The 22,893-nt window shown below is 62.2% G+C and carries 21 protein-coding genes and 1 tRNA gene; 8 read left to right on the plus strand and 14 right to left on the minus strand.

The genetic code is table 11. The features are described from left to right. Nucleotides 1-53: 53 nt before the first annotated feature. Nucleotides 54-815, minus strand: coding sequence for a TVP38/TMEM64 family protein (locus FKZ61_RS12575; RefSeq protein ID WP_141610472.1), 762 nt, complete (start codon nucleotides 813-815; stop codon nucleotides 54-56). Nucleotides 816-1,012: 197 nt separating this feature from the next. Further along, nucleotides 1,013-2,740 (minus strand): sulfatase-like hydrolase/transferase, encoded by a 1,728-nt coding sequence (locus FKZ61_RS12580; RefSeq protein ID WP_141610473.1) that lies wholly within the window; start codon nucleotides 2,738-2,740, stop codon nucleotides 1,013-1,015. Nucleotides 2,741-2,878: 138 nt separating this feature from the next. Between FKZ61_RS12580 and obgE the strand changes: the two genes are divergently transcribed. Continuing rightward, a complete protein-coding gene (gene obgE, locus FKZ61_RS12585) occupies nucleotides 2,879-4,159 on the plus strand; it encodes a GTPase ObgE (RefSeq protein ID WP_141610474.1) in 1,281 nt (426 codons plus the stop codon). 137 nt (nucleotides 4,160-4,296) lie between these two features. Continuing rightward, nucleotides 4,297-4,962: a nicotinate-nucleotide adenylyltransferase gene (nadD, locus tag FKZ61_RS12590; protein WP_141610475.1), complete on the plus strand. Its 666-nt coding sequence runs from the start codon at nucleotides 4,297-4,299 to the stop codon at nucleotides 4,960-4,962. A gap of 27 nt (nucleotides 4,963-4,989) precedes the next feature. Here nadD and FKZ61_RS12595 read toward each other — a convergent pair whose 3' ends face one another. Then, nucleotides 4,990-6,300, minus strand: a complete 1,311-nt coding sequence (locus FKZ61_RS12595) for a S41 family peptidase (protein ID WP_141610476.1) — start codon at nucleotides 6,298-6,300, stop codon at nucleotides 4,990-4,992. Between the two features lie 327 nt (nucleotides 6,301-6,627). Here FKZ61_RS12595 and FKZ61_RS12600 point away from each other — a divergent pair, with 327 nt between their 5' ends. Both FKZ61_RS12600 and FKZ61_RS12605 read left to right on the plus strand, forming a co-directional pair. Further along, on the plus strand, nucleotides 6,628-7,368 hold the full coding sequence (locus FKZ61_RS12600) for a response regulator transcription factor (RefSeq protein WP_141610477.1): 741 nt from the start codon (nucleotides 6,628-6,630) through the stop codon (nucleotides 7,366-7,368). Between the two features lie 350 nt (nucleotides 7,369-7,718). Beyond that, nucleotides 7,719-8,378, plus strand: a complete 660-nt coding sequence (locus FKZ61_RS12605; RefSeq protein WP_229964233.1) for a redox-sensing transcriptional repressor Rex — start codon at nucleotides 7,719-7,721, stop codon at nucleotides 8,376-8,378. Between the two features lie 66 nt (nucleotides 8,379-8,444). Here FKZ61_RS12605 and rsmG read toward each other — a convergent pair whose 3' ends face one another. Next, nucleotides 8,445-9,302, minus strand: a complete 858-nt coding sequence (gene rsmG / locus FKZ61_RS12610; protein ID WP_211358536.1) for a 16S rRNA (guanine(527)-N(7))-methyltransferase RsmG — start codon at nucleotides 9,300-9,302, stop codon at nucleotides 8,445-8,447. A gap of 296 nt (nucleotides 9,303-9,598) precedes the next feature. Between rsmG and FKZ61_RS12615 the strand changes: the two genes are divergently transcribed. Continuing rightward, nucleotides 9,599-10,357, plus strand: a complete 759-nt coding sequence (locus FKZ61_RS12615) for a metal-dependent transcriptional regulator (RefSeq protein WP_141610479.1) — start codon at nucleotides 9,599-9,601, stop codon at nucleotides 10,355-10,357. A 12-nt stretch (nucleotides 10,358-10,369) separates the two neighbouring features. Next, nucleotides 10,370-10,813, plus strand: coding sequence for an NUDIX hydrolase (locus tag FKZ61_RS12620; RefSeq protein ID WP_141610480.1), 444 nt, complete (start codon nucleotides 10,370-10,372; stop codon nucleotides 10,811-10,813). A gap of 130 nt (nucleotides 10,814-10,943) precedes the next feature. Here FKZ61_RS12620 and infA read toward each other — a convergent pair whose 3' ends face one another. The 10 genes from infA to FKZ61_RS12670 form a co-directional block, all read right to left on the minus strand. Next, nucleotides 10,944-11,162, minus strand: a complete 219-nt coding sequence (gene infA, locus FKZ61_RS12625; protein ID WP_141610481.1) for a translation initiation factor IF-1 — start codon at nucleotides 11,160-11,162, stop codon at nucleotides 10,944-10,946. 285 nt (nucleotides 11,163-11,447) lie between these two features. Then, nucleotides 11,448-11,654, minus strand: coding sequence for a 30S ribosomal protein S21 (gene rpsU / locus FKZ61_RS12630; RefSeq protein WP_229964234.1), 207 nt, complete (start codon nucleotides 11,652-11,654; stop codon nucleotides 11,448-11,450). A 346-nt stretch (nucleotides 11,655-12,000) separates the two neighbouring features. Then, on the minus strand, nucleotides 12,001-13,224 hold the full coding sequence (locus tag FKZ61_RS12635) for a 30S ribosomal protein S1 (protein WP_141610482.1): 1,224 nt from the start codon (nucleotides 13,222-13,224) through the stop codon (nucleotides 12,001-12,003). A 251-nt stretch (nucleotides 13,225-13,475) separates the two neighbouring features. Beyond that, nucleotides 13,476-14,063, minus strand: a complete 588-nt coding sequence (locus tag FKZ61_RS12640; protein WP_211358537.1) for an HD domain-containing protein — start codon at nucleotides 14,061-14,063, stop codon at nucleotides 13,476-13,478. A 187-nt stretch (nucleotides 14,064-14,250) separates the two neighbouring features. Continuing rightward, the gene (gene groL, locus FKZ61_RS12645) at nucleotides 14,251-15,882 is read right to left on the minus strand and encodes a chaperonin GroEL (RefSeq protein ID WP_141610483.1); all 1,632 of its coding nucleotides are present in this window, start codon (nucleotides 15,880-15,882) and stop codon (nucleotides 14,251-14,253) included. Nucleotides 15,883-15,935: 53 nt separating this feature from the next. Then, entirely contained in the window at nucleotides 15,936-16,235 is a 300-nt protein-coding gene (gene groES / locus FKZ61_RS12650) for a co-chaperone GroES (protein ID WP_141610484.1), read from the minus strand. Nucleotides 16,236-16,488: 253 nt separating this feature from the next. Continuing rightward, a complete protein-coding gene (locus FKZ61_RS12655) occupies nucleotides 16,489-18,672 on the minus strand; it encodes a tetratricopeptide repeat protein (protein ID WP_141610485.1) in 2,184 nt (727 codons plus the stop codon). 48 nt (nucleotides 18,673-18,720) lie between these two features. Beyond that, a complete protein-coding gene (locus tag FKZ61_RS12660; protein WP_141610486.1) occupies nucleotides 18,721-19,050 on the minus strand; it encodes a hypothetical protein in 330 nt (109 codons plus the stop codon). Nucleotides 19,051-19,238: 188 nt separating this feature from the next. Then, on the minus strand, nucleotides 19,239-20,708 hold the full coding sequence (locus FKZ61_RS12665; RefSeq protein ID WP_229964235.1) for an SLC13 family permease: 1,470 nt from the start codon (nucleotides 20,706-20,708) through the stop codon (nucleotides 19,239-19,241). 237 nt (nucleotides 20,709-20,945) lie between these two features. Continuing rightward, nucleotides 20,946-22,082, minus strand: a complete 1,137-nt coding sequence (locus FKZ61_RS12670; RefSeq protein WP_141610488.1) for a tetratricopeptide repeat protein — start codon at nucleotides 22,080-22,082, stop codon at nucleotides 20,946-20,948. Nucleotides 22,083-22,178: 96 nt separating this feature from the next. On the opposite strand from FKZ61_RS12670, the gene FKZ61_RS12675 reads away from it, so the two are divergent. After that, a tRNA-Arg gene (locus FKZ61_RS12675) sits at nucleotides 22,179-22,250 on the plus strand. A gap of 132 nt (nucleotides 22,251-22,382) precedes the next feature. Beyond that, entirely contained in the window at nucleotides 22,383-22,781 is a 399-nt protein-coding gene (locus tag FKZ61_RS12680; protein ID WP_170199637.1) for a response regulator, read from the plus strand. Nucleotides 22,782-22,893 lie beyond the last annotated feature (112 nt).

The following is a 22,893-nucleotide window of genomic DNA, read 5'->3' on the forward strand; positions in this document are numbered from 1 at the left end:
GTGCGCTCAGAGGGCACCCGGAATTTCTGCCGTGGTATTGACGCCAGACTGTCCTAGTCCGGCGGTGACAGTATGTTCCCATCCTGGCCCGCCAGGTGGTCGCGATGAAAGCGGGGGCTCTCCTGCAAACGCCTGTGTAGCCGGCGGTCGAACCAGCTCACCAGCCTGTCCTGGTAGCGGAAGAACAGCACCACCAGCCCCGCCAAAACGCCGATCACGAGGCCGATCTGCCATCCCTCCAGCAGCATGATGCCAGCGCCTGCTGCTGCCGCCACAAAAACGCTGGGCATGCGCACCACCACCGTGATGGCCAGCAGTTTTGGAATGGATACCTTGGAAAGGCCAGCAAGGAAGTAGGGCAGATCGCCGGTGGGGCCCAGCAACAGGACGCACCAGAGCAGGGTGTCGGTGCTGTGGGTCACCCGCTCCCATCGTTCCAGCCGGTCCGCCCCCACCATGCGCACAGCCAGGGGACGGCCAAAGTGCCGGGACAGCCACATGGCCAGGGTCGAACCGGCCACCAGGCCCAGTCCCCCCCAGATGCCGCCCCACAGGGGGCCATAGAGATAGCCGGCTGCAATCTGAACCACATAGCCGGGAATGGGAGCCACCAGAATCTGCAGGGCGTTGAGGGCGACCAGGGCCAGAGGACCGAACCAGCCCAGGCGCAATATGGCTGCCTTGAGCTGATCCACATCTTCCAGGAGTTGTAAGAGCGCCGGTCCCCACCGCCAGAGCAGAGCCAGCAAGACCAACAGGGCCACGCCCATCCACCCATAGCGGCGCCAGCAGGCTGGCAAACGTAGCCCATTCATCCGTCTTGCCGTGGCCTCTGCTGCCTGTCCATGTTGCCTCCGTTGAGACTCGGGCGCCGTTCCATTGCCACGCCGGCAGTGGCCGTGGCCACCGACGCCCGAGTCTATCAAGACCAAAACCGTGCGATAATTATACCGTCCCCTGACGCCGTGTCAACAGCCTGGCCGGCCCAAGCTGCCAAAGCTGGCTGACCATGCTAGCCGGGGGCGTTCCATTTTACCTGGACATAGAGCGCGGGGATGAAGCGTTTGTAGAGGGCCGTCGGACAGGGCTCGTCCGTCTGGCGCCAGGCTTCCAGCCGTACCCGTCCGCTGGGGAAGTGCAGGTCCGGGAATGTGCAGACATTTTCCCCGGTTTCCGCCCGGGTCGCCCATTCCCGGTCATCTACCCGCAGGTGGACGACGCCCGGCGGCACATCGCGCCGAAAGCGGACCGTGACTTCATAGGGGCCATCCTGCCTGGCTGTCAGCTCCCAGTATCCCCGCAGGTTGTCCTGGTTCCATCCCTCCTCGCCGATGATGCGCCAGTCGTTCTGGGTGAGCAGCACCGGGTTTTCGTGGCGCGTGCCGATGGGGATGGGAGGCGGGTCGAAGGTGCCCAGGCCTCGGGTGGCCGCCATCTCATCCAGCCAGTTATCATACTGGGCCCGTAGCTCTGCAACCAGCTCGGGATGATCGGCGGCGATATTCGTCTTCTCATACGGATCCGCCACCAGGTCGTAGAGCTCATCGGGTTGGCTTTCGTGGGGGCGGTGGAGCTTGTGGCGTTGGGTGATCACCGCGTAGTTGCGGTAGCGAACCGGTACGTCGCCCCTGTGCCACTGCATGAAGATGGTACGTTCGGGCCATCTCTCTGGCTCCTGTTCCCCACGGAGCAGCGGCAGCAGGTTGACTCCGTCGATAGCCCGATCGGTCGGCAGAGGGATGCCGCAGGCCGCCAGCAGTGTTGGGAAGACGTCGATGGGGTGGGAAATCCGATCCACATCCCGGGCTGCCGCGAAGTGGCCGGGCCAACGCCAGAAGCAGGGAACCCGGATGCCCCCTTCGTACATGGTACCCTTGATCCCGCGCAGCCCGGCGTTGAAGCGATCTTGCTTCCCTGGCGGTGCCGTCCGATCCCGGGCTGAGCCGCATGGACCGTGGTCGCTGGTGTAGATCACCAGGGTATCCTCGGCGAGGCCAAGCTCGTCCAGCCGGTTCAACAGCCGTCCCACGTTCCAGTCGATATTTTCGACCATGCCATAGAGGCGGGCATGGGTTTCGTTGATCCCCATTTGGCGATAGCGATCGGCCCATTCATCGCCGATGATGAGAGGCGAGTGGGGCGCATTGGTGGCCAGGTAGGCAAAGAAAGGTTCGTCCCGATGTTCCTCGATGAAGGCAATGGCGGCATCGGTGAAAATGTCGGTGCAGTAGCCCTGATATCGTTCGGGTTCCCCGTTGTGATAGAGGACGGGGTCAAAATAGCTGTCCGTCTGCCAGCGGGGATAGTTGTCTGGGTGGTCACCTGGCTGTCCGATGCCGCCGGCCCGATGCGTCAGGGTCTCTTCGAAACCCAGGTCGATGGCCCGCATGGGGTAGCAATCTCCCAGGTGCCACTTGCCGAACGCACCGGTGCGGTACCCGTGGTCGTGCAGGGCCTGGGCCAGCGTCCGCTCTTCCGGATCCAGCATGGAGCGGCCGCAGTAGGTGTCGATCACCCGGGTGCGCAGATGGTAGCGGCCGGTCATGAGGCTGGCCCGGGCCGGTGAACAGAGGGGACCGCTACAGTAGCGGGTGAGGTGGGTGCTCTCCTGGTAGAGGCGATCCAGGTTGGGGGTGTAGGTGTAAGGGTTGCCATGGCAGGCCAGATCCCCCCATGCCAGGTCATCCATGATAATGATGAGGATGTTTGGACGTTGCTGTGTCAGGGTTTCGTGGGGCATGATCGCTCCTCTGGAAACATGGATGGTTTGTTTCTCGTCTTCAAATCAGGCTTTCAAATTAGACCTTCAAATCAGGCAAATCAGGTTGCTATCTCTGCAGATTGGAAAATTCATGCTTTCTTGGCTACAATGGGCAACATGTTCTTCGATCGCGCACGGATCTATGTGAAAGGTGGCGATGGCGGCAACGGTGTAGTCGCCTTCCGCCGGGAAAAGTTTGTGCCCCGAGGCGGGCCCGCGGGGGGCAGTGGCGGCCGGGGCGGCCACGTCTATCTGGTGGTCGACCCTGAGTTGAACACTCTGTACCCCTTCCAGAACCAGGTGCACTTCCGGGCAGAACGGGGAGGGCATGGCAGCGGCGCCAACAAGACCGGCGCCACAGGAGCCGACCTGCGCATCCCAGTGCCGCCGGGGACCCTGGTCCGGGATGCCGAAACCGGTGAAGTGTTGGCCGACCTGACCCGGCCGGGCCAGGAAGTGCTGGTCGCCCGGGGTGGCCGGGGTGGCCGGGGCAACGTGGCCTTCAAATCCTCCCGGAACCAGACCCCCAGGCTGGCTGAAAAAGGGGAGGCCGGTCAGGAGCGATGGCTGGAGCTGGAGCTCAAGCTGGTCGCGGATGTGGGGATCGTTGGCGTCCCCAACGCCGGCAAGTCCACCCTGTTGAGCGTGGTCAGCGCGGCCAAGCCCAAGATCGCCGACTACCCCTTCACCACGGTGGTGCCCAATTTGGGGGTCGCCGAGGTGGATCACCGGCAGATGGTGCTGGCCGATATTCCCGGCCTGCTGGAGGGGGCCCACGACGGCGTGGGGCTGGGCCTGGAGTTTTTGCGCCACATCGAACGGACCCGGGTGCTGATCCACCTGTTGAACGGCGCCAGCCCGGATCCCCTGGGCGACTTCGAGGCCATCAACCAGGAGCTGGTGCTCTTCAACCCCGCCCTGGCCGACAAACCCCAAATCGTGGTCCTCAACAAGATGGATCTGCCGGAAGCCCAGGCCCACTGGCCGGCCGTCGAGGCCCACATGGAGCGCCTGGGCTTGCCCGTGATGCACATCAGTGCTGTCACCGGGCAGAACGTGACCGAGCTGCTGCGCCGGGTGCAACAGATGTTGGACGCCCTGCCTCCTCTGGAGGTTGAGGAAGAGCCCCTGCCGGAGCTGACGCCCGAGCCGGACGAGAAGGCGTTCCAGATCCACCGGCTGGCACCCGATGTCTGGCAGGTGAAAGGGATCGCCATCGAACGGGCCGCCCAGATGACCAACTGGGACTACTACGAGGCTGCCATGCGTTTCCAGCGCATCCTGGCGGCCCTGGGCATCCGGGATGCCCTGCGGGAAGCGGGCATCAATGAGGGCGATACCGTCCGCATCGGAGATGTGGAGCTGATCTGGGGCTACGACAACGCCTACGATACCTGACATCGATCCACGCCACAAACCATCACAGAGGGTGCGTACCCCTTGCTTGGGCCCACTGCAGTGCACCCATGTAACTGCCAGCCAGCGGCCCTAAATAGTGGGACGCACCCCATCACACAGACCAGGAAAAGGAACCCATGCCCCAAGAGGATGGCGCCTGCCAACCCGCAGGCGAAGAGGCTGGCACTTTGCCTCGCCGAAAGCGCATCGGCATCTTCGGAGGAACCTTCGATCCCATTCACATTGGCCATCTGATCCTGGCCGAAGAGGCGTGGTACCAGTTGAAGCTGGATTGCATCTTCCTGGTGCCGGCCGGCGATCCACCCCACAAGCGTAACCGCCGCCTCACCCCGGTTGCCCACCGCATCCACATGGCCGAACTGGCCACCGCCGACATCGACTACATCTGCGTCAGCCGCCTGGACGCGGACCGGCCCGGCCCCCATTACACCTCGGACATGGTCCGCCTGGTGCGACAACGGGTCGGGCCGGATGCCGAGATCTACTTCCTCATGGGCCTGGACAGCCTGCGGGATCTGCCCACCTGGCACGAGGCCGCCTGGCTGGTGGAAAACTGCAAGCTGGTAGCCCTCAACCGCCATGACGTGGAGCTGGACTGGGACCAGCTGGAGGCCGCCCTTCCCGGGATTCGGGAAAAGGTGATTATCCTGGACATGCCCGAACTGGAGATCGCAAGCCATACCATCCAGGAGCGGGTGCGCCGCGGCCAGCCCATTCGCCACCAGGTGCCCAAGGCGGTGGAAGAGTACATCTACAGCCACAACCTGTACCGGGAGCCCTGAGGTCCTCCTGGCCGCTCGTCGTGCCGGTTATGGCTGCGTGGCAGGCGTGACAGCCTCCTGCTCCGCGCTGCGCACACTCCAGCGCAAGAGGAGCAGCCCCATCTGGAACTGGCGATCCGGATGGCGTCGAACCTCCAGGGCATCCATTTCATCCAGGGCCACGCTGCTAACCATCTTCACCGAGGTGCTCTGCTCCACCACCACATCCGGCTGAATGCCCTGCCCCTTGATCAGGTGCTGGTTGGGCGTCAGCCAGTTGGTGACCCCCAGGCGTAGAACCGAGCCATCGCTCAGGGTGAAGGGGCGCAGGACGGTGCCCGTGCCCACGGTGGGCTCGCCCACCAGCCGCGCCCGGCCATTTTCCTGCAGCGCGCCAGCCACAATCTCGGCCGCGCTGGCCGACCCGGGATTGACCAGGACAATCAGCGGGATGGAGCGGGCCAACCCGACCCCGCGCGCCCGGTAGGTGGTGATCTGACCCTGGGCGTCCCGTTCGTGCAGGATCACCTGGCCTGGCTCCAGGAACTGGCTGGCCACCTGGAGCGCCTCCTGGAGGTACCCACCCGGGTTGTTGCGCAGGTCCAGGAGGATGCCCCGGACAGGTTCGCCCCCCTCGCTTTCTGCCTCGATGGCCCGCAGGGCATTGACCAGCTCCTGACCTGTATCCCGGGCAAACTGGGTGATCTGGAGGTGAACCAGATCTGTGCCGGGAATGCGGGCCCAGAGGACGCTCTCGATGTCGATGCGCCCGCGCACGATGGCGATGTCCACCGGTTCATCGCTGTCGGGGTGTAGGACGGTGAGGGTAACCGTCGTGCCTGCCGGGCCCCGGATGCGGGAAATTACCTCCCATTCCGGCAGGCCGGTGATGTCTTCGCCATCCACCGCCAGCACCACATCACCGGCCACGATGCCGGCTGCCTCGGCCGGCGAGCCGTGGATCGGGGCCACGATTTTGAAGAGTCCATCCTCCAGGGTCACGTAGGCCCCAATGCCTTCGAAACTGCCTTCCAGGTTGCTTTCCTGCTGCTCGGCCACATCAGGCGGGAAGAAGACCGTGTGGTTTTCGTCGCCCAGGGAATCCAACATCCCCTGGATGGCGCCATAGGTCATGGCCTGGAAGTCGATCTTTTCCTGATCCACGAAGTGGTTGACCACCAGATCCCACGCCTCCCAGAAGATGGCGAACTCGGCCGGTTCATCGGCCCGGGCCAGGGCCGAGCGGGCCATGAAGCCGGTCACGTTGCCGGCGCCAAAGCTGCAGAGGATCAACAGGACAACGATCGCGGTGGTCAGTGGCCGTGGAAGGGCCCGTTTGGGATGGCTTGTTTGGTTCATAGGTTTGATTCCATATTCAGTCCAATACAACAGGGAGCAGTACGGATTCCGCTGCAGAAAGCACAGATTTCACAGACGCACACCGATTCCGCTCTGGCAATCCTCTGCGTCTTTACGTTTTTGCGTTAAACAATGCCCTTTTTGCGGGGAAATCATAACAGGCTTGTAAAGTGATAGTGTCGCTGGACCCATTTATCTGGTATAATCAGGTCGGCGAAGCGCCCAAAACTGGCAGGACCTGGGGATCTGTTCCCTGCCCTGGCTGCCAGAAGTAATGGGTGTCGCTGCCTGAAGGAGCAGACACGCAAGCGGCCTTGGAAGGTGCCCATGACCGAAATGACCATGACGGGTGAAGAAAGCCCCAAACGAATCCTCGTCGTCGACGATGCTGCGGAAACCCGCCTGATGTTGGAGCTGCGCTTCAAGCGGGAAGGCTACACAGTCATGGTAGCCAAGAGTGGCGAAGAAGCCCTGGACCTGGTGCGCCGCGAAGGGCTTCCATCCCTGGCCGTTTTGGATATTCTCATGCCAGGTATGGATGGATTCGCAGTGGCGGAAGCGTTACACAGCATGGGGGATGTGCCGATCATTTTCCTGTCGGCGCTTTCAGACACCAGCTCCAAGGTCGAAGCCTTGAGCCGTTACGCCGAGGACTATCTTACCAAACCTTTCGCATTTTCTGAACTCCTGGCTCGGGTGCGCCGGGTGCTGGCCCGCAAGTCCACCGCCCTCTTGACCGACACAGAATCGGTGATCGACGAGCAGCTTCAGGTGAACTTTGCCCAGCAGTATGCCGTGCTGCAGGGGCGGAAAGTTCCCCTGACCCCCATCGAAAACCGCCTCTTGCGCATCCTCTACTACCACCGGGGGCGCGTCCTTTCACCCGGGTTTTTGATGGCCAAAGCCTGGGACCCTTTGCAGAAGGGCACAGTCGGCTCTCTCTGGGTCCACATCCGCCGGTTGCGCAGCAAGATCGAACCGGATCCCAACAACCCGGTCTACCTGATCACCGTACGCGGCCAGGGCTACTGCCTCACCACGCCGGTGCAGGAGGATCAGACGACCTGATCTCTCCGAGTATCTTGCATCTGTTCCAACGCTGATTCCAGGGCGAAGGCGCTGCCAAAATACCGCAGGACATCTACAGAGGCACGGGGAGCGGCGAGTTTCCCAACGGACCGCCTCTCTTCTGCCTCTGGATCCTCCCCTCTGCACCCAGGGCATCCCCGGAGGGCTGGCTTGCGGGTTGTTCGCCCAGATCCCCAGGTATATTGAGTAAACCGAAATCCACGCAAAGAGATTTGAGATTAGCGCCGCCTCTTGCTTTTGTGATAAAATACACACAGTGAGAACTTCCGGCGCTTGCCAGAGCGCCACCCTTTTCACCCATTTCCCGAAGGTCTATGGCAGTCCATATTGTGACAAACAATCATTCGACGGATACCAAGAACGACATTCCCGACATTGTCATCGGTCGCCTGCCCATTTACCTGCGCACCCTGAAGCTGTTACAGAGCGAGGGGAAGGAAGTGGCTTCCAGCCAGGAATTGGGGGAGCGCTTGGGTATCAGCTCGGCCCAGATCCGCAAAGACCTGAGCCATTTTGGCGAGTTCGGCAAGCAGGGAACAGGATACAACGTGGCCTATCTCTGTTCCCAACTGGAAAAGATCCTGAAGGTCGACTGTATCTGGCCCGTTGTCCTGGTAGGCGCCGGTTACCTGGGCCATGCCCTGGCCAGCTACAACGGTTTCGAAGACCGGGGCTTCCGGATCGTGGCGGTGTTTGACACCGATCCGGAGAAGCTGGGCAAGCGGGTTGGCCCTTTGCGGGTGGAACATCCCCGTGCCATTCCCGACTATGTGCGCAGCCACAAATGCCAGATTGCCATTATTGCCGTGCCCGCCGAGGCGGCCCAAGAGGTGGCCAACACCCTGATCGAAGCCGGCATCAAGAGCATCCTCTGCTACGCACCCATCACCCTGACCGTGCCCAAGGAGATCCGGGTAGAGTATATCGACCCGGTGATCCACTTCCAACACATGACCTATTATCTGGAGAAGCACTGCCTGGATGAGTAACCGGGTGCAGTGCTTCTCTGCTGGGCGTCATTGGGTGTCATGCTGGCGGGGCTCCTGAAGGGTCCGCTACGTCAGCGGTTTTTTCCGTGGCAGACCCTGGCCCCGGGGATACTGCTGGGGCGTGTGTCGCACCTTCTTCACCAACAGGATGAAGCGTTGCTCCGGCAGAAAAGGCACCTGAACCGGCGCAAAGCGTACCACGTCCCCCCCTAAGATCTCGATGGCCCGGCGGGCTTCCATGAACTCCTGGGCGGCCCCTGGGCCTTTGTACATGATGGCCAGGCCACCCCGGCGGCAGAGGGGTAGCAGATACTCAACCAGGGTATTCAGGGGGGCTACTGCCCTGGCTGTGACCAGGTCAAACTGGCCCCGATAGGCCATCTGCCGGCCCAGCTCCTCAGCGCGTCCCTGTACCACCTGGGTATTGGAGAGCGCCAGCTTCGCCACCAGTTGTTCCAGGAAGCGCACTTTCTTTCCGGTTCCATCCATCAGGGTCAATTTGAGCCGGGGCGCGACAATCTTCAGCGGGATGCCAGGGAAGCCTGCGCCGCTGCCCACGTCCACCAGGTGAAGCGGACGGGTGGGCGGCAGGGGTTCTTCCAACTCCTGGCAGATCAGCGGGAGTGCCGCCAGGGAATCCAGGAAATGCTTGACCTGGACATCCTCAAAGTCGGTGATCGCGGTCAGATTCACCCGCTGGTTCCACCGCACCAATTCCACATAGTGGGTGACAAACTGCTGGATCTGTCGGGGCGAGAGCGTCAGCCCCCACCGGGCACACCCTTCCCGCAGCAGCGGCAGGGGGTCGGCCGGGTCCACGTCCTCGGGCACTTCCGGGGGCAATGGGGCCGTTGCCTCTGGTTGGTCCTGGGGTGACGGCGAGTCCTGGGGCGGATGGTGGAGCATCCTATCGTGCTCGGGCATTTCGTTCATCATGATGGTGGATTGTACCACAAAGTATGTCGGTTGGCCGCACGCTCCGAGGGCGAGGGCATCGTTCAAGAGGGTAAGATGCTCCCTTCGGGCGCTGTTTTGGACACAACACCGCCAGGAACGTCCGGCCGATGAATGGGAGCGATCCCCCTGGGAGGGTTCCCAGGCTGAAATTGGCAGTGGAGCGCCCGTTAAATTGACAGCCGCAAGGATACAACTTATAATTTGCTCAAATTATTCTGATGAAATTGATAAAAATTGCCGGTACATGGGACGATGGGTAACTGATGCAAACTTTCTGTGGCCTTACCACCGATGGCATGCTCGACTATCTGGCAGCCATCTATCGACTTTCCCAGGATACGGAGAAGGTGACCACCAGCGCGCTGGCTGAGACCATGAGCGTTTCCCCGGCAGCAGCCAGCAGCATGCTCAAACGACTGCAAGATTCTGGTTTTGTGGAGCGCTCCAACACCGACGGTATCACCCTCACGGAGCAGGGCCGGCTGGCCGCTTTGCAGCTCATTCGTCGTCATCGCCTGTTGGAAGTTTTCTTGATCAAGGTGATGGGGTTTACCTGGGATCAGGTGGATGTAGAAGCCCATCGTCTGGAGCATGCCATCAGCGCCGCCTTCGAAGACCGAATGGACCGGCTCTGTGGCTACCCAACCCATTGTCCCCACGGCGATCCCATTCCCCGCAAAGATGGCACCATGCCCGAAGAGCATCTCATCTCCCTGACCGAGATGGAGCCCGGCCAGTTGGGCGTCCTGAGGCGGGTGGGGATCAAAAATGCCAGTGTGCTCCGCTATCTGAGCCAGCTCACCCTGACCCCGGGCCGGGTAGTGAAGGTGGTGGAGATCGCTCCCTTTAACGGTCCCGTCACCCTGGAGCTGGCGTCCCCACACAACGGAAACGGAGAGGACAGCGGCGGTCAACGCCCCACCCAGATCTTGGGCCGGGAATTGGCCGAACAGCTCTTCGTGATCCCTCAGCCTGCCCCGCAGGCGGAGCCCGACGCAACCCCGGCGCCAACCTCCCTCTGAGGGGCAGCAACCATGGCTCAGATCCGATACGAAGCCGCCGGCGGCATTGTCATCCAGGATGGCTGCATGCTCCTCCTGGATCGGCCCAGCCGGAATGAGGTGCGCCTGCCCAAGGGCCACATCGAGCCTGGGGAAAGCCCGGCAGAGGCAGCCCTTCGGGAAACCCGGGAGGAGACAGGATATGGCCAGCTGGAAATTTGGGACGATCTGGGCTGCCAGCAGGTGGAGTTTGATTACCGGGGCAACCATTACCTCCGCACCGAATATTACTTCCTGATGGGGCTGGCCGGACCGGACAGGGTGCCGCGGCCGCCTGACGATCAGGCCGACTTCACCCCCATCTGGGTCCCCCTGGAGGAGGCCGTTGCCCGGCTGACCTTTGATTCGGAGAAGGCCATGGCCGAGCGGGCCATCGCTGCCTATCGCCGGCGCCAGACGAACTCCTCCGCCGCGTAAAAAAGAGCGCGTAAAGAAACGCGTAAGAAAAGGAACGCGTAAGAAAGATGAAGAAAAAGAAACGGCAACGACAAAAAGCCGGGCACGTCTGACGCCCCGGCCGCTGTCGCTTGCCGTTTTTGGGTAGTTCTCAGTTCCGATACCGGTAGGTGATGCGCCCCTTGGTCAGATCGTACGGGCTCATCTCCACCTTGACCCGGTCGCCCAACAACACGCGGATATAATACTTACGCATCTTGCCGGAAAGATAGGCCAGAACGGTGTGGCCATTCTCCAGCTCGACGCGAAACATCGCGTTGGGCAGGGTATCGACGACTTTTCCTTCTAATACAATTGTTTCTTCTGCCATGAAACTCCATTCACAGGCGATGCCTGTCCATTCTTTCTCAAAGGTTTCCTTTGATGCTCACTTCGACTTCTAAAGCGTGTATCGCCCCTGGTCTGGATACCGGAAACACGGGCAAAGCACTTTGCCCGTGCCAGCCTATGGCTTCAAACGATAGCAGCCAACCTTATGACGCTTGTTTCGGGGAGAATGTTGCAACATTCTCCCCGAATGAATTGTTCCGCGAAAACTCAAATTGTTTGGCGAGCAATTGTTGGACACGCGATCGTCAGGTGGCGGCCGGCCTGATCAGGCGTTACCGGCCCGCCGGGCCGCGCGCTGGGCCTTGCGGATCGCTTTCTGCCGCTTGATGCGCTTGATCTCGCTCTTGGACGTGAACCAGCGCTTCTGGCGGACGATGGGCAAGATGCGGGCCTCAGCAACAGCTTTCCGGAAACGCTTCAGCAAACTTTCCTGAGACTCGCCTGGTCGCAGTTCGACGCTAATGGGAATCACCTCCCTTCCAAGTGGATATCAACAACTGCCCTCGGACGAACGGTCATGGAATTCAGGCCACCGTTGGCCCTTCACCTTCTCCTGACGAACAGAACCTGTCAGAGTGGTTCGGTGCCTCTGACAGGTCTGTAGACGCCATACTCAGGGCCGATGGTCCTGCCTTCTCTCGGTTATTATACTGTACTTCACCGGACTGGGGCAAAAAAACAGAGTGGACCCGGCGTTCACCCCGGGTGAAAGTGCTGCTCTGGACCACTTCATGGGGAAGTTCAGTCAACTGGATTCTGGGCGAAGCCGGAATGCGGAACACTGCTCTCGGCAGGGCCCCCGCGATGGGCGCCTGGCCCTACCTATGAGCTGTGCCATCATTGCTGGAGGTTTCGCTGCCCTCCCCTTCTTCCCGGTACAGCACCTGGCGAATGCTCAGCCCAACCCGTTGCCGGCGTCGGTCCACCCGCAGGACTTTGACGTGAACCTTATCGCCCACCTGCACGGTTTTCAGGGGCTCTGCCACCGTGATGTCGGCCAGCTCGCTGATGTGGATCAGACCTTCGATGCCTGGCTCCAGTTGGGCAAAGGCGCCGAAGTCCACCACCCGGGTGATGGTGGCGGGCACGATGTCGCCAGGATGGTAGCGTTCTTCCACCGTGTCCCAGGGGTTGGGGAGAAGTCGCTTCCGGCTGAGGGCAATCCGCTGGTTTTCCGGGTCCATGCGGATGACCTGGACCTGGATCTTCTGGCCCACTTCCAGCACATCCCGGGGGTGGCTGACCTGGGCCCAGCCGATCTCACTGACGTGGAGCAGGCCGTCCGCCCCGCCGATGTCCACAAAGGCGCCAAAGGGGCGCATGCTGCGCACTTCCCCTTCGATGATGTCGCCCACCTGGACGGTGCGGAAGAGCTCTTCCCGGCGCTGGCTCTGCAGTTCCCGTTCGGCCAGGGATTCAGACATGACCAGCCGCCGTCGCCGCCGCTCCACTTCGATCACCTTGAGGCGCAGCTCCCGGCCGATGTGCTTTTCCAGCTCTGCCCGGCGTTGTTCTTCATTCAGGTTGCGGGGCATATTGACGATGTGGGAGGCCGGAACAAACCCGCGCAGGTGGTTGAACTCGACGGTCAGGCCGCCTTTGTTGTAGCCGACAACCTTGTGAACTGTGATCTCGCCACTCTCCAACAGCTCCTGGGCCAGGAGCCAATCTTTCTGTTGGAGGGCATCGGCAATGCTGAGCAGGAAGATGCCGTCGTCGTCTGGCTGCCGGCTGACGACCACGTCGATGGTCTGCCCTTCCCGCAGGCTTTTGACAAATGCCGGGTCGAGACGTGCTAAGTCCGACTGGGGAACAACGCCATCCCGCTTGCTGCCCACATTGACCAGTAACTCACTCGGCCGAATTTCGACGATGACGCCCTGACGCAGGTCACCACGGCCGGGGAGATCAAAGTCCAGCTCTTCTTCCAGGTATCGCTCGAATTCTGCCAGGTCGAGGTTGTTTGTGTTAGAAGGTTCTTGTGCCTGATGGGTGTCGCCGGCGCCCTGAGCCTCAGAATTGAATTGCTCCGAATCTGACATCTTCAAACTTGCTCCAGAATGCTTGTGAGTGGCGAGGGAGGCGCGATGCCAATTGCCAGAGGAATGTGTCTGTAGCGCGCGCAAGCCAAAGGATATTGGCTCATGATAGATTATATCAGGCTCACAGGAGAGCGTCAAGGAAGGATTTTGGGCCCCGGGTGGGGCCGATGTGGGGCGTCCAGGGGCGGATGACGAAACGTTCAGGGACTGGGGAGGGCGAAGGGGAGGATTACCGGGTGGCCAGCCAGCGCTCAGGGAGCCTGGCCGGCCACCCCCAGCTCCTGGGCTATGCCCTGCATGGCTGTGAGCACCCGTTGGACGTGTTCGTCAAAGGGGACGCCCAGCTCTTCGATGTAGCGCAGGTTCTCCTCCCGGTCGATGGCCGCAGTGAAGGCCTTGTCCTTCCACTTCTTCTTGACCGACTTGAGCTTGACCTCCCGCAGATCCCGGCTGGGGCGCACGTAGGCACAGGCCAGGATCAGGCCCGTCAGTTCATCGCAAGCCAGCAGCGCCTTGTCCAGCAGGGAAGTGCGGGGCACGCCCAGGAAGGTGGCGTGGGCCTCCACCGCATGGATCAGCTCCTCGGGATAGTCTCGCTCCCGGAAGAGGCGCAGCGCGGTGCGCGGGTGGCCGTTGACCGTATCTTCCATGTCGGGAAAGCGCTCGTAGTCCAGGTCGTGGAGCAGGCCGGTGATACCCCACAGCTCTTCGTCCTCGCCGAAGTGGCGGGCGTAGGCCCGCAGCGCAGCCTCCACGGCCAGCATGTGGCGGCGCAGGTTTTCAGATTGCACCCATTCACAGAGCAGCGCGTAGGCTTCGTCTCGGGTGGGCAATGGCATGCGTCGATCCTTTCTGCTACAGCTTGTGTCAATCGCACGGCAGAAATGCGGCAGCAGTCCTCTGGTGGGGAGCCTGAGCGAATTTCTGGCGGGATTGAGCACGAAAAATTGAGTGCAAAAAAAGGGGTGTTGAGCTGAAGCCCAACACCCCCCATTGTACACCGTGTCACCCGGTTGAGCAACGGAATTACATCATGCCGCCCATGTCGCCGCCGGCCGGGGCCGCCTTCTCGGGCTCGGGAATGTCGGTCACCAGAGCCGAGGTGGTCAGGATCATGGCGGCGATGGAGCAGGCGTTCTCCACCGCGCTGCGGGTGACCTTGGCCGGGTCGATGATGCCGGCTTCCAGCATGTCCACGTAGTCGTTGGCGATGACGTCGTAACCGACGTTCAGCTTGCCCTCTTTGTGCAGGGCCCGCACCCGCTCGATGACCACGGGGCCGTCCAGGCCAGCATTCTGGGCGATCATGCGCATGGGCTCTTCCAGGGCCCGGCGCAGGATCTTCACACCGGTGGCGGCGTCACCGTCCAGCTCCACCTTGTCCAGGGCAGGGATGGCGTTGATCAGGGCCACGCCACCGCCGGGGACGATACCCTCTTCCACCGCAGCCCGGGTGGCGCTCAGGGCGTCCTCGACCCGGTGCTTCTTCTCCTTCAGCTCGGTCTCGGTGGCGGCACCAACCCGGATGATGGCCACACCACCGGCCAGCTTGGCCAGGCGCTCCTGCAGCTTCTCCCGGTCGTAGTCGCTGGTGCTGGCCTCGATCTCGGCCCGGATCTCCTCGATGCGGCCCTTGATGGCCTCGCTGGAGCCAGCGCCGTCCACGATGGTGGTGGTGTCCTTGGTGCTGACCACTTTGCCGGCCCGGCCCAGATCCTCCAGGCGGACGGAGTCCAGTTTGCGGCCCAGCTCTTCGCTGATGACCTGGCCACCCGTCAGGATGGCGATGTCCCGCAGCATGGCCTTGCGGCGATCACCGAAGCCAGGGGCCTTGATGGCCAGGGCGTTGACCATACCCCGCAGCTTGTTCAGCACCAGGGTGGCCAGGGCCTCGCCGTCCACGTCCTCGGCGATGACCACGATCTCCCGCTTGCCGATCTGGACCAGCTTCTCCAGGATAGGAACGATGTCCTGGGCGCTGCTGATCTTCTTGTCGGTGATCAGGATGTAGGGATCTTCGACCACGGCTTCCATGCGCTCGGAGTTGGTGACGAAGTAGGGGCTCAGGTAGCCGCGATCCAGCTGCATCCCTTCCACATACTCGGTCTCGAACTCCAGGCCCTTGCTCTCCTCGACGGTGATGACGCCGTCCTTGCCGACCTTGTCCATGACTTCGGCGATGAGGTCACCGATGACCTTGTCGGCGGCGGAGATGCTGGCCACCTGGGCGATGCTGGCCTTGCCGGAGACGGGGGTGGCCATGTCGCGGATGGCCTGGACGATGGCATCCCGGCCAGCCTCGATGCCCCGCTTGAGCAGCATGGGGTTGGCGCCGGCGGTGACGTTCTTCAGGCCCTCGGTGACGATGGCCTGGGCCAGGACGGTGGCGGTGGTGGTGCCGTCACCGGCCACGTCGTTGGTCTTGGTGGCTGCTTCTTTGAGCAGCTGGGCGCCCATGTTCTCGAAGGGATCTTCCAGCTCGATTTCCTTGGCGACGGTGACACCGTCGTGGGTCACGGTGGGGCTACCCCATTTTTTGTCCAATGCAACATTGCGGCCCTTGGGGCCCAGGGTGGTCTTCACGGCGTTGGCCAGTGCGTCCACACCCGCTTTCAGGCTTTTACGCGCTGCATCTTCGAAAATGATCTGCTTTGCCATTTTTTATTCTCCTCGAATGGACTGCGTTCTGTGCGAAAGCTGTTGCATCGAACTTACTTGTTGCCGTTCTCGACGATGGCCAGAACGTCGCTCTCCTTCAAAATCAGGTACTCTTCTCCCTGCAGTTTGATGCTGGTGCCCGCGTACTTGGCGTAGAGCACCGTGTCATCGACCTTGACATCCAGGGGAATGCGTTCCCCGTTTTCCTTGCGGGCGCCGGGGCCGGCGGCCACAACTTTGCCCTGCTGGGGCTTTTCCTTGGCAGTCTCGGGCAGGAAGATGCCGGTAGAAGTCTGCTCCGCCTCTTCGATGGGCTTGACAACCAGGCGGTCTCCCAACGGTCTGAGATTCATGGCTTTGATCCTCCTAGTGTGAATGTGGCATGCACCAGTAACCGAATTTGATAACGTCCGTCGACTTTGTTGGCGACTAAAACGGCGGCCGTTAGCACTCGGGTGACGAGAGTGCTAACGGCCCGTATCATAGCCCATTCAATTTTTCTGTGCAAATTGGTAGGGAAGTCAGATCGCTTTTTCACGACCCGGAGGATAAGAAAAATGCTAATGTTGTGTTAGAAGTTTGTTAGCTGGCCGCTGCCGGCCCGGTTTATGCCATGCGTTGCCCTTCCAGGGATTGAATATATTCAATCATCTCCTCTTCCTCCTGGACGTAGTCGGTCAGCTCAAAGGCGGCGTAGAGCTCCCGACTCTGCTGGAAGTACTCCAGGGCCTGTTCGGGCCGGCCCAGCTCCAGGGCCACATGGCCCAGGTTGTGGAGGGTAGCCGCCATATCCGTCCAGGCACCCCGCTGTTCGGAAAGGGCCAGGTCCAGCTCATACCAGTGGAGGGCCTGCTGGTAATCCCCCTGGGCGTAGGCCACGGAGCCCAGGTTGTTGTAGCAGGTGCTGATGCCGATGAGGTCGCGGATGCGCCGGAAGATCTGGAGCGCGTTTTGGTAGGCCTGTTGCGCCTCTGCCAGCCTATCCATGCCCTCCAGGGCCAGGCCCATGCTGTTGAACGCGCTGGCGGCCTGTTGTTCGTAGCCCAGACGCAGGGCAATGCGCAGGGCTTTGCGATATTCCCGCAGGGCATGTTCGTAGTCGTCCAGGCCGTAGTAGGCGCTGCCCAGGTTCATGTACGCTGTGGCCAGGCCATACTGGTCGCCCAGCTGGGCCACACAGTCAAAGGCCGCCCGGAAATAGCGCAAGGCCTGGCGCGGGTTGTCCAGGATGCGGTTGGAGGTACCCAGGTCGGTGTACGTGTAGGCTAACTCAGTCAGCAGATCCCGGGAGTCAAAGATGGCGGCCGCGCGGGAGAGCCAGTGGACGGCCTGTTCCACCTGGCCGGTGAAGAAGAGCTGGCGGCCCAGGTTCAGTTGAATCCAGGCGTAGTCTCGCAGATCCGTCAGGGCCAGGGAGGCCAGGGCGCCGGCCGCCAGCCAGCGCTGGATGCCGGGCGGATGGCGCCAGAAGGCGTAGTGGGCCAGGGCCAGGGCATAGGCACGGGCCAGACGCAGGTCGTCTTTGACTGCCTGGACTTCCGGCGGCAGCTGGATCCCCTCCTGGTCCACCACGGGATCGGTGATGAAGTGGATGGGTTCATCCTGCCAGAGGCGCTGCATGCGGGCCGCGCACCAGTCTGCCCCTTTGTAGATGTTGCCCCATTCCACGTCCACCTCGGGCCAGCGCTCCAGGGGGAGGTACTGGTAGCGTTCGGCCAGGGCCACGTAGTAGCGGGCATGGCGCCGTTCCCAGTCCTCGCCCAACATGACCGCGTTCTGCTCCATGTAGCTGCGCACCACCGGGTGCATCACCACCCGCTGCTCGTACGGGTCCAGATCCAGCAACGCCCGTTCGGTCAGCGCGTGCAAGGTCTGTTGGAGCTCGGCCGGCGTGCCCAAATCCGCCCAGAAGAGTTCGCCCAGGGCGGCCAGGGAGGCGCCGCCCGCAGCGCTGACCAGGCGATCCAGCAGGGGGCCGGCCTGGGGCTGGATGGCGGCGAAGTTCTCCACGGCAAAGGCTGCCACCGCCTCCGTGTGCAGCACGCCCTCGGGATCGGCCATGTCCTGGAAGATGAAACCCAGCTCCTCCCAGGAAAAATCCAGCATGAGGCCCCAGATGAGCCGCAGCATGAAGGGTTGGCCGGTCGTCAGGTGCCAGAGCTCTTCCACATGGGCCAGGGCTTCTTCTCGCACCGGCTCCGGCGCACGCGCCTGGATCAGCTGGGGAAGCTCGTCCAGGATCAGGCCCTCCAGGTGGATGTGCTGGAACTGGACCAGTTCGGCGATGGCGGGGCTGAAATCTCGGTCGATGAAGAGGACTCGGGAGTGGCCGCCGGCTTCGTGCAGGTGGCCGATGATGTCCACCAGGGTGTTCAGCTCCTCCGGCAGGGCGCCGGACAGCTCGTCCAGGATCAGAAGGCGTCGCCGCCGGTAGAGCTGCTCCAGGATGCTGATGCCCCACCGCTCTTCGCTGATGCGGGTGAGGGTCGTGCCGAAGACGGTGTCCATGGTGCGGACGATGTCGTAGAGCCGGAAGCGGTGTGCCCCGGCTGCCCCCACCCGAACGATGCCGTCGGAGAAAACCCGGGCAAAGCTCCAGGCGGCTGCGGTGGCCAGGGTGCTCTTGCCCATGCCCCGTTCACCGCTGATGGCAATGGCCGGCAGGTCGTCCCCCCCGATCATCCATTCATGGAGCTGACGCAGCTGGGCCCGCCGCCCGCTGAAGCCGGTCAGGCGATAGAGGCCCAGATTGTGGTAGCTTTTGGAGGTGTCGTTCAAACTGTCGGCCATAGTACCATGGACTTTTGCCACAACTCCCTTATTCGGTCAAATCATCGGTCAAATCAACAGGCAAGGATAGTCGCTGGTGGCGGCAATTTCATAGAAAAGGGCTTCGGACAGGGCCTGGCCGCCGCTGACCCGTCCCAGATGGCGGTTCTCCTGGGAAGTGTCGATCAGGATCAGGTCCGGGCGGATGCGTCGGGCCAGGGTGTTGATGTTGGCCTGGGTGACCACCTCCACGTGGTCCACCTGGCCGATCACACCCTCCTCCACCGCCTTGGGCCTCGGCGTGGGATCGCTGACGATGACCTCGATGTCGGCGTTTTTTTGGAGCTGGCGCAGGGCCTCCGTTCCTTTGGTGCCCGCGCCGATGAGCCATATCCGCATGGGTGTTCTCCAGATGATGAACAGACAGCCCAGTACACGACGACATAAACGGGCCAGCGATTCTGGGATACATGATGCGTAGGACGTGGTACGCGACATCCCCGTCGATGGCTGGCACGTTGATTGATGTGTCACGCACCATGTCCCACAGGCCATTGGATTCCTGGGCAAATCTTTGCCTCACGGGGTTAGATCCACCCCACCACGCTGAGCCCGTAGAAAAAGGCGATGACCACCAGGGCCGAGGGCAGGCCCACGGCCAGGCCGGCCCGGATCATGTCCTTGCGCTCCACGGCCCCGGTGACGGCCACCAGGGTCATGCGGGCCGAGGCGCTGGGCAGCATGTAGGCCAGCGCCAGGGAGATGATGGTCGGCAACAGGAGGCGAGGCGGCGAGATGCCGCTGGCCTGGGCCAGGGTGATCAACACCGGGGCCAAAATGGCGCCCAGGGTAACGTTGTTCATAAACTGGGTCAGGCTGAAGCCCAGCATGACCAGGATCACCAGGATGACGCCATAGGGCAAGCCTTCCAGGGCCGGGGCCAGTTGGGCTGCAAACCAGGCGCTGGCCCCGGTCTTGTCCAGGGCATCCCCCAGGGTGAGCCCGGCCCCGATGACGAAGAAGACGCCCCAGTTGACCCCCTTCAGGTCGTTCCAGTCGATCACCTCGTCGATGGAGAGGAGGGCCACCGCGCCAATGGCCACCACCGCGCTGCTGAGCAGGGTGCGGGGCAGATGGAGCATGGATTCCAGGGACGACCCGCTGACCCACAACACCACCGACACGAAGAGGATGGCCAGGATCTCCCGCTCCGGCCCCTTGAGGCTCCCCAGCCGGGTCAGCTCCTTGGCCGCTGGTTCGGTGTCGATGCGCACAGAGGGTGCGGGCAGGGTTCGCAGGAGGATTGCCCAGCTTAGGGGGATGAGGGTGACACTAATCGGGAGACCAAATTGCATCCAGTCCAAAAAGCCAAAATCCATGACTTCATCCAACAGCCCAACGGCGATGGCATTCTCCCCGCTGCCCATGATGGTGGCGATGGCGCCGATGCTGGAGCTGTAGGCGATGCCCAGGATCAGTAGGGTCAGCACCCGCCGGGCTTCCTCCTGGCGCGGCACCCGCTGGGCAATGGTGATGGCCACCGGAATCAGCACGGCCGCGGTGGCTGTGTTGAGGACCCACATGCTGAGCGCGCCGGTGATCAGCATCAACTCCAGCAGCAGCAGCCGGAAATTGCCCTTGCTGGCCACAATGGCGTAGAGGGCCAGGCGGCGGGTCAGCCCATGCTTACGCAGGGCCTCCGCCAGGAAGAGGCTGCCCAGGATGAGGAAGACCACCGGCTGACCGAAGGGCGCAAAAGCGCCAGGAGCCTGATCAATGCCCAGGGCGATCTGGCAGATGGGCACCATAAGCGCCGCAATGGGCAGGGGGGCGGGCTCCAGGGCCAGGATGCTGCCCGTAAAGATGAAGAGGGCTAGCCCCCGGTGCCCTTCCGGCGACAGCCCTTCGGGCGTGGGAAAGAGCAGCACCGCCGTGGTCAGGCCCAACACCAGCAGGAAGCGGCGCAGGTCGAAGACCTTGCGCACGCCGGCCTGGAGGGGCTCCTGGAGGACCTGTAGCGGCGTCACCCGACGCTGGAGGCGCCGTTTGCTGGTCATGGTCCGCTCAGCCGTGTCACCCCGGCGACCTCCCCCGTCTGAGGCAGCGGCAGGGGAGGATTCTGGGGCGGGGCCGGGCGGACCCTCCTGGCGAATTTGCCGGTGGGAAGGAGGCGGCCTCAGGGTGGCTGTGGGCGGCAGCGACGATTTCAGGCGCGAACGTTTCAGGGTCATGGATGTCCGGAAAAAGGCTATCGCCGACGGTTTAACGGTTGACGGGTTCGAGGGCAGGCTGGCTTAACGGGCGTTGCACAAAGAGAGGCCTTCCAGGGCCGGGCCGCTCTCCGGGTCGATCTCCAGCGCCTTGCGGAGCCAGGTCACCGCCTTGTCGCATTCGGGGGGATCTTTGTAGATGTAGGCCAGGCCCAGGGTGTAGAGCTGTTCAATGCGGGCGCTGTCTCCTACCAGGTTCAGCCCTTTTTCCAGGGCGGGCACCGCATCCTCGTAGTTGCGCCGGGCGTAGAGGGCCATCCCCAGGTGGACGTGGGCAGGCCCGTAGTTGGGATCCATCTCCACGGCCTTGCGCAGCTCCCGAATGGCAGTCAGGTGATCGCCCATATTGTAAAGCCCGTCCCCCAGGGCGTCCAGGGTGATGGCCGACTCGTAGACGGCCACGGCCTGGCGGTAGCTTTCGATGGCCTTTTCGTAGTCCAGCAGGCCGATGCGATATTGGCGTCCTTTGGCGATGTACAGGTCAAAGCGGTTGGGTGCTGCGGCAATGGCCGCGTCGTAGGCCTGGATGGCCGCCTCGTAATCGCCCCGCATCTCGTACAGGTAGGCCATGTTGCGCAGCGCAGTAACGTTTTGGGGGTCCACCTCCAGGGCCTCGTTGAGGTATTCCTCCGCCACATCCCAGTTGCCCACATCGGTGTAAATTTCGCCCAACACGGCCAGGGTGGTGGCGTTTTGGGGGTCGATCTCCAGGGAGTCCAGCGCATAGTTGAGCGCGCTTTCATAGTCGCCGGTCCAGTCCAGAGCCCGGGCCAGGGTGGTGAGCACGTCTGGGTCGTCTGGCGCCAACTCCGCTGCCCGCTGGGCCAGGCGGAGGGAGGTGGGCACGTCCTGCAGGATCAAGTAGAGGCGAGATTGAGCCGCCAGGGGCGCGGGGTTCTCCGGCTCCAGCCGGGCGACCTCCTGGTAGGCCTCAATGGCAGCATGAATGTTGCCTGCCTGATAGGCCGCTTCTGCATCGGCCAGAAAAGCCAGGGCGCTGCGGGTCGGGATGGCCGTGGGCCGTATGGGCTGGGGAACCAGCCAGGTAGGCCTCTGTTCGTAGAGGATGATGCCCACGATGCCCAGCAGGATCAGGGGCCAAAAGCGGCCGATGATACCCCGACGGCGTCGCCGTGGGCGGTAGCTTCGATCGAGATACATGGCCCGATTATAACATTCTTGCCCGCTCTCGTCACGAAATTTGCCCAATCGGGCCAGATTATGGTATAAACCAAGGGCAATCAGCGCAATTCACGGGCCCCCGTAGCTCAGTGGATAGAGCACTGGCCTCCGGAGCCAGGTGCACAGGTTCGAGTCCTGTCGGGGGCGCTATCTTTTTTGGAGAGTTCTCCGCTCCGGTCTGCCCGAGGTTATGTCTGTAATCTGCAGGAACATCTGAGCAGATACCCCTGGATGGGGAAGATACCTTTGGGCGGGCTGTTATCCCACTGCATGGCCACTTTGCTCGTTGTTGATGACAACCGATATTTCCTCCACGCCTTGAACCGGCTGCTGACTACGGCCGGGCATACGGTGTTGGAGGCTTCCGATGTGGCGACCGCCCTGGAGATCCTGACGGCGGAACCGGATGGGGCAGGGGTGGAGGTCCTCATCACCGACATTTTGATGCCCCAGCGGGATGGCATTCAGTTGATCCGGGAGCTGAAGCGCTCCAACCGGCGCATCAAGATTATCGCCATCACCGGCGGCGGCTATGACAACGAGCTGGCCGAAGACGTTCTGGCTGCAGCCCAGATCTTGGGCGTCGATCTGGCCCTTCAAAAGCCCTTCGACCCTCAACTCCTGCTGGATACCCTGGAACGCCTCACCGATTCGCCCTCCTCGGCCGATCCCTCTTGAAACGGTCTTTTTTCTTTCTTTTCAGCCCCAGATGACACAGATTCAGCCCTTCACGATGGTTGCCCATCTGCGGCGCCGTTTTGTCCGACTCCGCGTGGCGATGGTTGGCCGC

The sequence above is a fragment of the Litorilinea aerophila genome (assembly GCF_006569185.2).
GTDB lineage: Bacteria > Chloroflexota > Anaerolineae > Caldilineales > Caldilineaceae > Litorilinea > Litorilinea aerophila.

Bases quoted from the DNA above. Each gene is read 5' to 3' on its own strand.
- FKZ61_RS12670 (WP_141610488.1), bottom strand. From the start codon at position 22,082: ATGTATCTCGATCGAAGCTACCGCCCACGGCGACGCCGTCGGGGTATC.
- obgE (WP_141610474.1), top strand. From the start codon at position 2,879: ATGTTCTTCGATCGCGCACGGATCTATGTGAAAGGTGGCGATGGCGGC.
- FKZ61_RS12660 (WP_141610486.1), bottom strand. From the start codon at position 19,050: ATGCGGATATGGCTCATCGGCGCGGGCACCAAAGGAACGGAGGCCCTG.
- rsmG (WP_211358536.1), bottom strand. From the start codon at position 9,302: ATGCCCGAGCACGATAGGATGCTCCACCATCCGCCCCAGGACTCGCCG.
- groES (WP_141610484.1), bottom strand. From the start codon at position 16,235: ATGAATCTCAGACCGTTGGGAGACCGCCTGGTTGTCAAGCCCATCGAA.
- infA (WP_141610481.1), bottom strand. From the start codon at position 11,162: ATGGCAGAAGAAACAATTGTATTAGAAGGAAAAGTCGTCGATACCCTG.
- groL (WP_141610483.1), bottom strand. From the start codon at position 15,882: ATGGCAAAGCAGATCATTTTCGAAGATGCAGCGCGTAAAAGCCTGAAA.
- FKZ61_RS12600 (WP_141610477.1), top strand. From the start codon at position 6,628: ATGACCGAAATGACCATGACGGGTGAAGAAAGCCCCAAACGAATCCTC.
- FKZ61_RS12635 (WP_141610482.1), bottom strand. From the start codon at position 13,224: ATGTCAGATTCGGAGCAATTCAATTCTGAGGCTCAGGGCGCCGGCGAC.
- FKZ61_RS12655 (WP_141610485.1), bottom strand. From the start codon at position 18,672: ATGGCCGACAGTTTGAACGACACCTCCAAAAGCTACCACAATCTGGGC.
- FKZ61_RS12620 (WP_141610480.1), top strand. From the start codon at position 10,370: ATGGCTCAGATCCGATACGAAGCCGCCGGCGGCATTGTCATCCAGGAT.
- FKZ61_RS12640 (WP_211358537.1), bottom strand. From the start codon at position 14,063: ATGCCATTGCCCACCCGAGACGAAGCCTACGCGCTGCTCTGTGAATGG.
- FKZ61_RS12665 (WP_229964235.1), bottom strand. From the start codon at position 20,708: ATGACCAGCAAACGGCGCCTCCAGCGTCGGGTGACGCCGCTACAGGTC.
- FKZ61_RS12580 (WP_141610473.1), bottom strand. From the start codon at position 2,740: ATGCCCCACGAAACCCTGACACAGCAACGTCCAAACATCCTCATCATT.
- FKZ61_RS12575 (WP_141610472.1), bottom strand. From the start codon at position 815: ATGAATGGGCTACGTTTGCCAGCCTGCTGGCGCCGCTATGGGTGGATG.
- nadD (WP_141610475.1), top strand. From the start codon at position 4,297: ATGCCCCAAGAGGATGGCGCCTGCCAACCCGCAGGCGAAGAGGCTGGC.
- FKZ61_RS12595 (WP_141610476.1), bottom strand. From the start codon at position 6,300: ATGAACCAAACAAGCCATCCCAAACGGGCCCTTCCACGGCCACTGACC.
- FKZ61_RS12615 (WP_141610479.1), top strand. From the start codon at position 9,599: ATGCAAACTTTCTGTGGCCTTACCACCGATGGCATGCTCGACTATCTG.